The organism is Alteromonas sp. 14N.309.X.WAT.G.H12 (genome assembly GCF_036697315.1).
In the GTDB taxonomy this organism is placed as follows: Bacteria; Pseudomonadota; Gammaproteobacteria; order Enterobacterales; family Alteromonadaceae; genus Alteromonas.
This window is the reverse complement of the sequence record NZ_JBAHZB010000001.1, coordinates 21,677-30,465: the sequence shown is the minus strand read 5'-3', so window position 1 is coordinate 30,465 and position 8,789 is coordinate 21,677. Positions and strand designations below refer to the sequence as shown.

Below are 8,789 nucleotides of genomic sequence, written 5' to 3'. Positions count from 1 at the left end.
ATAAATAATCTCTTCAATACCGGTACCCCCAGCGGATTTGCACATACTCAAAATATCCGCGGTAGAGGGTTCGCTGGTAAATTCACCTGACGCTGAATTGTATTGACCCATCTCATAATCTGAGATCATAAATTCATCACAATCAAGATCATCTCTTGTAAACGGACATTGGACAGAATAGTAATAAGAGCTGGAGCTGTAACCACTATATGTAACTGAATAGGAATCGACTGAAGAGTCACTGCCATCTAAACCAAGACACGTAACTTCAGCCTGTGACTGAATAAGGCTATCGCTTGTATTCGTGACTTTACTAAAGGACGTAAAGTATGCGGTTACGTACACCGTCTCTGACGTTCCGGAATCAGTTGCATTCATTTCCGTGCTTGACAAATCTACCACTGAGGCTTGCGTTAGCTCTGCTGATTCGCAGTAAGAGCTTATAACCGAAAGAGAGCCTGATGTGCATTGGTAAGTGATTTCTCCCGTATTAGTCGTTGAGGAGATGGTCCTTTCTTCCCCATTAGCAAGCACGCTACTTTGCACGTTGTGCGAGCAGGAAGCGTCGGTTGAACCTGAATACCAACTAACACTATTGATTGCGCAATCTGTCGGCTCTGTTGCTCCGCAAGTCTGGTCACCAAGAACGAGCGTGCCTCCTTGACAAGAAGCGGTCACGGCCCCAGTAAAAGATCCGGTGTTCGTGTTTAGTACCGCAACACTTTCTCCGTCGTCCAATTCAGGGAGCGTAAATTCACACTGTAAATAATCGACACTAGCCTCTGCACAATCATCAGCGACAGCAGCCCCAGACACCAACAGAGTCATAGCCAGCATTAGCCTTACCTTCTGCTTTACACAGCGCATACGTTCTCCCAAAAGTCCATCTCAAAATACTGAAATAATAATATCACATGCATGTAAAAATATATAAGTCATACATTTTTTTATTTATTATTGAAAGGCTGTTTGATAAGGATAGCCGGAAGGAATGATAGACTGGAGTATACCCTGACAACGATATAGTTTGTGGTCAATAGCATTGTCGTTCTTAGTATTTTGTTTGACGTGAGGGTGGTTAATAGTGCCTTTTTCTTTGTTTTATTAAAAGCCAATGCACGACTTTAGTGAGGTGAAATTAATCTTCCGTATATCGGTATCCCCAATACACGCGTCCATTTTTTTGAAAACTAAGGCGTTGGGCGATTCATCCATTGTTGATAAATAGAATTGCCAAAAAGTCTGCATACTCGCTTCCTGACCTTTCACGCAAGCGGATATCTTGTCTTTATGATCAGAGCAACGGGATACCCAGTAAGGACGAAACTCTTTTTTACGCAGCATTATTCGTGCATACTTAGGGTGAGGATGGCTTTCCTCCAGAACATGCTGCTCTGCGACACATCGCATAAGGTGATACATCCGCTCCCCCGGTTCTTTAGCTGTGACCGTTAGATTTCCGCAGATCGTGATAAGTTCACGTTCACCACCGTTAAAGGCACTTTCAAATTCTTCCAGGAAAAAGGCCGCATTTACCACGCAGCTCATGCGCAGCTCGTCATTGGGTTCATTATGGCAATAATTGATCACGCTTGTTTTTACTTCGCTATAATCGATCCCCTCCGCCGAAGCGGAGGGGGCCAATAGTAACAAGCAATAAAGAGCTGTTCGGAATAACATCGTATTTATGTTAGTGATGTTTCAGATGAAGAGATATGGTCTAGGCTTTCTTTGGTACCATCACCATCGTCACGATACGACGCTTGTTTTTCTTTGGTTTTATGGCTGTTGCCCGCACCGCCGAGGCCTGGCAATGTAACATCAACTTGTTCTTTTTTCGCTTTAAGATCTTTTGTAACACTACGCACTAACTCTTTTAATGCAGTTTCTGCAGCATCCACATAAATTTCATCGATTTGATTAACGACAGCCAAGTTGGAGATCCCCTGGCATTCTGTTTTTATCTTGTCGAGGTGTTTTTGGAGTTGTTTTGCGTATGATGGCACTTTGATGTCCATATCAATTCCTTTTAGTCTGATTGTGTTAATATAACTTTTACGTTGTACCATTCTTCAGCAATACCAAGCATTCGCCCTGATGCGTCCGCCAGTATACTTAGAAGTTTGTCATCCAGTTCCAAACCATCCTTTTCGGCGTTTGAAACAACGGCTTTAATCGCGCTGTCTATTTCGCGATTGATTTTGTCCATGGAGATCTCACCAGCACGAAAGGTACTGATTAGAACCCCACTTAAGGCCATCAACATCTTATCCCTTAAAATCTTGCGATGTCTTCCGCCTTGGGATAATCCAACCATTAGTTCATCATCGCCTGATTCATCGGCATATTCAGCCGCCTGAGTCAGGACTTCATCCCAAATTCCATTTGTCATAACTGAAACTCCGTTTCTTTATTTTGTCTATTATGACACGTTTTTTTTAATTTTTTATTTTTCCATTTTTTATTTCAGTTCTTCACCAAAAACCCACCCCTAACCGGAGTATAAAAGCATCATAAGACTCGCCGGAACTAATGCTTTTCAGGTACCCCAGGCTCATTGTTGCGTCATCACTCAAACTCCACTTCATCCCGATCTCCGAATACCCCATATCATAGGTGGCCTCGGTGTTTGTTGGCTCAAGGGATACACCGCATACGTCCTCTTGTCCTGTTGCCGAACAAAGGCTTGCTCCCTCTGAAAACGCGGTTTCAGGTTCTTCTGCTGGAGGCGTATCGCCCGCCACAGAAAATTCACTAAAAGCAACATCCTCGACATTAAGCGTAATGTAACCCAACCTTCCATATACAGACCAGTTATTAATGAGCGGGTACCACGCATTCAAAGAGATACCAAATTCATGGTTAAGCGACGTCGTTTCTTCATAGGTGTCGGTAACGATGTCGGTGGACGTTATGTCTGATACATAAGTGTCTTCAAGCGTCGCGGTGATTTGTTCTTTTAACCCCAAACCGGCATGAAGCGATATGGACAGGTAGTCGTTCGTTTTGTATTCGTATTCTAAAAAGAGGGTCTGAAGGTCCACACTGTTCAATTCAGATTGTTTATACCCAATGCTGACCTCACTCTCTGCATTCGCATTACTGCAAACACTTAGTAGCGCAGAGGCAGTAATAATAGGTAGTACTTTTTCTAACATTTCAAATATCCTTTTTTTTGCTTGTTTATCCATAAACCAACATGTCAATTCCTCACTATGACATCTGGAGGGTATGACGCAATATCACCAAAGCCTTCCGTAATTCGTTCTTTCTAGCGTCAAATTCTGCTCGTTGAGTCAACCCGGACGGAGCACCTTTATGGGAGTACAGCTCCTTCCCTAGAGACTCTAATGACGAGAGCAGATATTCCGAATAGAGTTCAGCGCCGCCTTTCCGATCCGCGTCATAAAGCGTATACAGATGCGTAAACAGTTGCGAATGCTCCTCTGCGGAAAATTCCTTTTCTTTCAGGAATGTTCGGCAGTATTCTTTACGCGCTAGTTCTTTGTATTTAGATGTGCCACCCATCACCTCAGAGAACATTTTTTTCGCAAAATGGAGATCGGGGGCATTTTCATCTCCTTGAGAGTGAAGCCCATTGGACGCTATTAGCCCAAGGTAATATTTCGCATGGTCTATTAACGGGCCACCAGCTCTAATCGCCGCATTAAACAAATCTTCAGCCATAAAGGTGTTGCGCTGGAAAAGCTCGCCTTCAAGGAGACAGCGGCCCTTCTCAATAACCCCCCACTGATCTTTGGCTTTTTCCAGGAAATCAAGGCGTACGATGGCTTTTTCTTCCGAGTAATAGTGTGAGCGCATGTCCGAGTACAGGCGATAGTATGCCTGTGCGATATACGTATCTCTAACATCCTGGTATTTAGCTAGAATGTTGGCAGCGCGTTCAAAATCCCCACGCTCTAATAATTTAGCGACATCTTGGCAAATGGCCTGGTATCGGTTAGCCATAGCACCTCCTTTAATTGCTGTTTCGAAACATTAGGCATTAGCCTAACTACCATCCCATTTCGGTTAATCTTTCTTTTATTCGCTTTAAACCTAAAGAGATTTCTTTCTGTACATGGGTCGGATCGCTCCACCCTATATTGCGAGCAATTTCAGTACTGCTCATTTTTTTTACGAACTGTTTGTATATCAAATCATATTGAAGCCTGGATAATTTGCCGTCAGGGACTTTCTCGGTGTCAACGACCATCCCCTCAGCGATAGCCATGATGCGCGAGTTCCCACTGTATTCCAGCAACGCTTCTGAACTATCGCACCCCATATCCTTAAGGGCTTTTCTTATGCGTTTTATAGCTCGCCAAATCTCTTCTCGTACATCGGAGGGTTTTTCCCAGCCAATACTATTCGCAATGTCTTTATTAGACATTTCTAACACAAACTGTTTATAGATAAGGTCGTATTGGAGTCGGGATATGTTATTTTTAGGGAGGTCTTCTTTGTCACAATCAACAATCAATCTTTCAGCAACTTCCATAATTCTGGAGCTGGCACTGGGTTCCAAAATGTCCTCTACAGCGTCCTCTTCTGGCGCTGTAGAGGACTTATCCAAATAGTCGAGAAAGGACATGTCGCAGCCTTCTTCTTCGGTTGAAACGCTCGCACCTTTCACTGAAAGGCTTATCCCATGATATCGATTCATGGCAACTTCCCAGGGCGAATTCTTGATGGGCCCTATCTTGGACTCAACGAGTTTTCGCAAATCGGGTTCTCGTCCTTCGACACAAACTGATTGGTGCTGTCGGTCATTTTCGATTTCGCGAATAACGGTAAGGATTTTGTTTACTTTGTCGTAAACATGAACAGGGATACGCACAGCGTTATTGTTCTTAACATACCGAGTAATGTGGTGCATTATCCACCAGTTTGCATAAGTCGTCACTTTTGCATCGGTACCGTAGACGTACATGTCAACCGCTTTCATCAACCCAATAACGCCTTCGTTTATTAAGTCAAGGCGTGAGAAGTTCTCGTTCTTGTCACCTCCAACTTCTTGGTAAACACGGTTGGTTACACTCATACAGAGCCTCATGTTTGTGTTTACCAACTTGTTTTTTTCAGCGGTAATGATCGCATCAAGTGCGGAGGCCGTCGTCATCAGGTTCTTGATGACCCGCCAATCCGCACCATACTTCTTTATAAGCTTCTTAGCCTCATCACTATTAGGGGAGTCAAATAGGGAGAGCATATTTCGCTTCACTTCCCGATGACGTTGGTATTCCTCTTCTATTGATTTTACTCTGGAGTATTCAGCGAAATATTTTTTGGCGATTGGCTGAATGAATTTCGTGTAACTAAGGTTGTAATCAACAATGATCTTTTCTGCCATCTCATCAAAGGAGATCACGAGATCACCCAATAGGTAGTCTTCCAGTAAGCCCTGAACCTCAGTTTTTACATGCGGCGTGTAGACGATACCTACAGAACCGTTACCGTTTGCTTTGGTGGAGCTTTTTTTTATTACCCCAAACAAATACCGGCAATCATCCTCACGACACAAATCAATAAGTTCTTTTGCAACACTGTCTATTTTCAGGAGGAGTAGCGCGAGCTTGCGAACCGCTTCCGCGCGGGTTTTCACCCATTCAGCCTGCTGCTTTACTGTTCTAACACGGAATTCTTCAGAATTTATTTCCGCGCTAAAAACGCGAAATAGGTCAAGTTTTTTATAACCCTCTACGACCGGTACCCTTCCTTCGAGCTTACACGAGTGAAGATCGTCACCTTTATAGTACTCCGTATTTACGTCTACTGCCTCGCGGTCTCTATTCGCGACGTAGTCGTCGAGAAATTCCTGATAGTCATCCATAACCACAGTCTCATCCTTGAATTTTATTTAGTTAAGCAAATTTTTTGCATCTTCCACAGTTAACTGTCCAGACGTGACAGCTTTCTCCAATTTGGTAAGCACCAGTGAGATTTTTTTCGTCCTTTCAAGTGCTTCGACTACCTTGAACGCATCTTTTACTGAATGTCCAAGCTCATCATCTTGGTTGATTTCAAAGGCATGAATTGCGCCACTTGCAACGCCAGGTTCAAAGCAATCTTCTGTTAACAAGATCGACCCTGCATACCCAGATACACAGGAAGAGCAACCGGGGCCAACGACAGGAGGTCTTTTCACATTGACACTTAAGCTGTAAATACTGTCTGTTAACAATGAGGGGACGTCCTCATACTCGCAGCAGTTTTGGCAAACTTTTGTGCCTAGGGCTCGTGATGAATAAACTGCAATATGGGAAATCAGGGTTTCTTTGCCTATCACATTCCGCATCCTCCCATATAGCCGCGAAATGGTTTTTTCCTTAGAAGTAAAGACGGTATGTACTGACGCCAACATATTAATATCACGTCCTGTTAGTGAGGTGATATCATCAAAATCAACAACAGCCACTACATTCGGGGACGCTACCGAAGGAATACCCTCAACTACCTTAAAAACACTCGATGATTCCACATGATTTCGCATTGACGGAAGGATCGCCTCACTCATATCCCCGAAGAAAAACGAAAATCGGCGCGTGGGATTGAGGTTGACATATTCCGAGTATTTCTGACAAGGCTCACCCCATACTTGTTCACCAATTGCTTGACTGGCGCGTCGGCGAGGGGGTTCAAGTAGAGGGGTGAAGCTGTCATCCAATCTCTTGTACAGCACATCTTTTGTGCCACACAGCCCGGACAAATAATGGCTCGTTATGGAAAAGTGTGCATGCTTACAATCTGGTTTGGTGAACGCCACGAATGAAGCATAAAGGCCACGAACAATATCCTTAGCCTCCTCGTTTTCCCTACTTAAAGGGGAAGGGTACTTTGATGGGGTGACATCGCCAAGGAGTAGTCCAAGCCTGATCCCTTTTGTTGTTCCGAAATGCCGCTCAGTCAGAGCTCTGGAGTAAAATGTTTCATCGTTTTTTATCAAGACGCCGGATGGCACCCACACTCCTCGCCCTACGAGGTCTGAGGCCGTTTTGTAGGGAATGCCAAACTTGCCCGCCACAAGCATGTGTGCCTGCTTGTGGCTAAGGCCGGCCTTCATCGCCTGGACCAACCAATCTAAGGGTGTTTTAGCGTCGTCGGTTATTGGCCAACGACTGGATGGGTATACCTTTTTGGCGAGGGCGGTTAACTCTTCGGTAGCGGTCTTGAAATCAATTGAAATTGTAGTCACAAAAATCCCTTTTCTTACTTGGCTATCATCCTTGATGGCCTTGTTTACTGAGCAGCCTGAATACCTTGGCTTCCATTATTCCTTTAGCTGATTGATCACTGACATCTCAAGCGAGGGAGTCCCGTAGTACACCTCTCCACTTTCCGTTAAAAACATAGGGCTTCCAGCCAGTCCATGCCTAAATCCGGCAGTCAAAATAGACGTTACAACACTTTTTTCTTTTTGTCCACACGCATCATTGAGGGCTGCACGTCCCGCGGCTTTTTTCTTCCCTACTAAATAGACTTCGTCAATACGTTTTTTTACTTCATCAATGTCACTTGGGCAATAAACATATTCAGCCAATTCTTCCGACTTTCGGTCGTCACTTATCAAAAAGGGGATGTAGACCCACGTCACACCAAGAGCTCGCCATTGCTCCATTTTTGTTAGATGAAAATCCCTACAGCGTGGGCACGACGGATCGACAAAAGCAAAAATAAGCTTCTGCTTTCCTGTCGGACTGCTTGTTGCCGGATAAATCGGGGCGACAGAGGGGAGCTTCAGCATGAAATAAGCGTAATCAATAAGGCTTTCCCTGTTATCATTACCAACGCTAATACGCTTGGCGGCATCCTCAAAAAGGTATAGCTCTGACAAATCAGTACCTAACCATTGACGAGCTCTTTTGTCAGTGATATAGGTCTTTCCATCTACGGACACTTGAACCCACGTTGTGTTGTAAATTCTTGAGACGCGAACCTTATCCACTTCATCCTTGGACATGCCTAAAACCCGTTGAAGGCGGTCTATCACATTTTCTTTTATCGCATCTATATCACTAAGGTGGACGAAGTCATAAATTTCATTCTGGGCGAATGTGCTGAGCGGCTTACTTTTTTCTAAAACGACATCATCGACCGTTGCGTTAGCAAAAAACGAGAATAAAGCAAAGGTGAATAGCAAGGCATAACTAAATTTCAACATGGTTAATCACCTTTAATATAGCTTTAACGACGGGAAGCGGTTCTTCGTTATAAAGGCTGAACCACCGGGTTTTCCCACCTTTATAAACCCTTACGTCACCAGGGAGCACCTGTCCTTCTCCCCTCTCCGCTAAAGCAACAAGATGTTCAGCGTCAGCCATAAGTTGCGAACTGTCTACCCACCATTTTTCAAACTCGAAATCAGAGAATTGCATCCCATAATCTTCAAAGAGACGTTTATATCCCTCCTTATCATTAGGGTTCAGTTCCGGATGGCTCTCCAATAGCGAATAGCCGGCTCGCGATCTCTCTAATTCCGACAACTTATAATGTTTTTTTGATAGGGCCATTAGAAACTGTAGCCGCGCCCCTGCCCGCTCTCGTTGCGTCGCTTGGACTGGCACCTTGATCAGCGTGGTCGCTGGGTCGGCTTTGATTTTTATTAAGGAATAATACGGTTCATTTTGGTAGCACAAACCACAATCAAAGGAAAAGTAGTAGATAAGTTCGCTTTCTCCTCCAAACCAAGAGGTGTCATCAGCATAAGAGAAGGACGGTACGCTTAACAACAGAAAACTGAACAGTGAAACCATCCGTGTTCTTAAATTCATAAAACCTCATCCATGAGT

General features: G+C 44.2%; 10 protein-coding genes. All 10 read right to left on the bottom strand.

The window, feature by feature from the left end; all coding sequences use genetic code 11:
• Nucleotides 1-378 (bottom strand): hypothetical protein (locus tag V5298_RS00140; RefSeq protein WP_332929422.1); only part of this gene is annotated, 378 nt, incomplete at its 3' end.
• A gap of 726 nt (nt 379-1,104) precedes the next feature.
• On the bottom strand, nt 1,105-1,590 hold the full coding sequence (locus V5298_RS00135; protein WP_332929421.1) for a hypothetical protein: 486 nt from the start codon (nt 1,588-1,590) through the stop codon (nt 1,105-1,107).
• Between the two features lie 95 nt (nt 1,591-1,685).
• Nucleotides 1,686-2,018, bottom strand: a complete 333-nt coding sequence (locus V5298_RS00130; RefSeq protein ID WP_332929420.1) for a hypothetical protein — start codon at nt 2,016-2,018, stop codon at nt 1,686-1,688.
• Nucleotides 2,019-2,029: 11 nt separating this feature from the next.
• Nucleotides 2,030-2,392, bottom strand: a complete 363-nt coding sequence (locus V5298_RS00125; RefSeq protein WP_332929419.1) for a hypothetical protein — start codon at nt 2,390-2,392, stop codon at nt 2,030-2,032.
• A gap of 82 nt (nt 2,393-2,474) precedes the next feature.
• The gene (locus V5298_RS00120) at nt 2,475-3,191 is read right to left on the bottom strand and encodes an outer membrane beta-barrel protein (RefSeq protein WP_332929418.1); all 717 of its coding nucleotides are present in this window, start codon (nt 3,189-3,191) and stop codon (nt 2,475-2,477) included.
• A gap of 22 nt (nt 3,192-3,213) precedes the next feature.
• Nucleotides 3,214-3,969, bottom strand: a complete 756-nt coding sequence (locus V5298_RS00115) for a hypothetical protein (protein WP_332929417.1) — start codon at nt 3,967-3,969, stop codon at nt 3,214-3,216.
• Between the two features lie 46 nt (nt 3,970-4,015).
• The gene (locus tag V5298_RS00110; protein ID WP_332929416.1) at nt 4,016-5,833 is read right to left on the bottom strand and encodes a sigma factor; all 1,818 of its coding nucleotides are present in this window, start codon (nt 5,831-5,833) and stop codon (nt 4,016-4,018) included.
• Nucleotides 5,834-5,860: 27 nt separating this feature from the next.
• Entirely contained in the window at nt 5,861-7,195 is a 1,335-nt protein-coding gene (locus V5298_RS00105; protein ID WP_332929415.1) for a hypothetical protein, read from the bottom strand.
• A gap of 75 nt (nt 7,196-7,270) precedes the next feature.
• Nucleotides 7,271-8,161, bottom strand: coding sequence for a hypothetical protein (locus V5298_RS00100; protein WP_332929414.1), 891 nt, complete (start codon nt 8,159-8,161; stop codon nt 7,271-7,273).
• Nucleotides 8,148-8,771: a hypothetical protein gene (locus V5298_RS00095; protein WP_332929413.1), complete on the bottom strand. Its 624-nt coding sequence runs from the start codon at nt 8,769-8,771 to the stop codon at nt 8,148-8,150. The genes V5298_RS00100 and V5298_RS00095 overlap by 14 nt, the downstream gene beginning before the upstream one ends.
• Nucleotides 8,772-8,789: the final 18 nt, after the last annotated feature.

What these genes read in the sequence shown, in the direction of transcription:
- V5298_RS00130 (WP_332929420.1), bottom strand. Translation starts at nt 2,018, where the DNA reads ATGGACATCAAAGTGCCATCATACGCAAAACAACTCCAAAAACACCTC.
- V5298_RS00125 (WP_332929419.1), bottom strand. Translation starts at nt 2,392, where the DNA reads ATGACAAATGGAATTTGGGATGAAGTCCTGACTCAGGCGGCTGAATAT.
- V5298_RS00120 (WP_332929418.1), bottom strand. Translation starts at nt 3,191, where the DNA reads ATGGATAAACAAGCAAAAAAAAGGATATTTGAAATGTTAGAAAAAGTA.
- V5298_RS00115 (WP_332929417.1), bottom strand. Translation starts at nt 3,969, where the DNA reads ATGGCTAACCGATACCAGGCCATTTGCCAAGATGTCGCTAAATTATTA.
- V5298_RS00110 (WP_332929416.1), bottom strand. Translation starts at nt 5,833, where the DNA reads ATGGATGACTATCAGGAATTTCTCGACGACTACGTCGCGAATAGAGAC.
- V5298_RS00100 (WP_332929414.1), bottom strand. Translation starts at nt 8,161, where the DNA reads ATGTTGAAATTTAGTTATGCCTTGCTATTCACCTTTGCTTTATTCTCG.
- V5298_RS00095 (WP_332929413.1), bottom strand. Translation starts at nt 8,771, where the DNA reads ATGAATTTAAGAACACGGATGGTTTCACTGTTCAGTTTTCTGTTGTTA.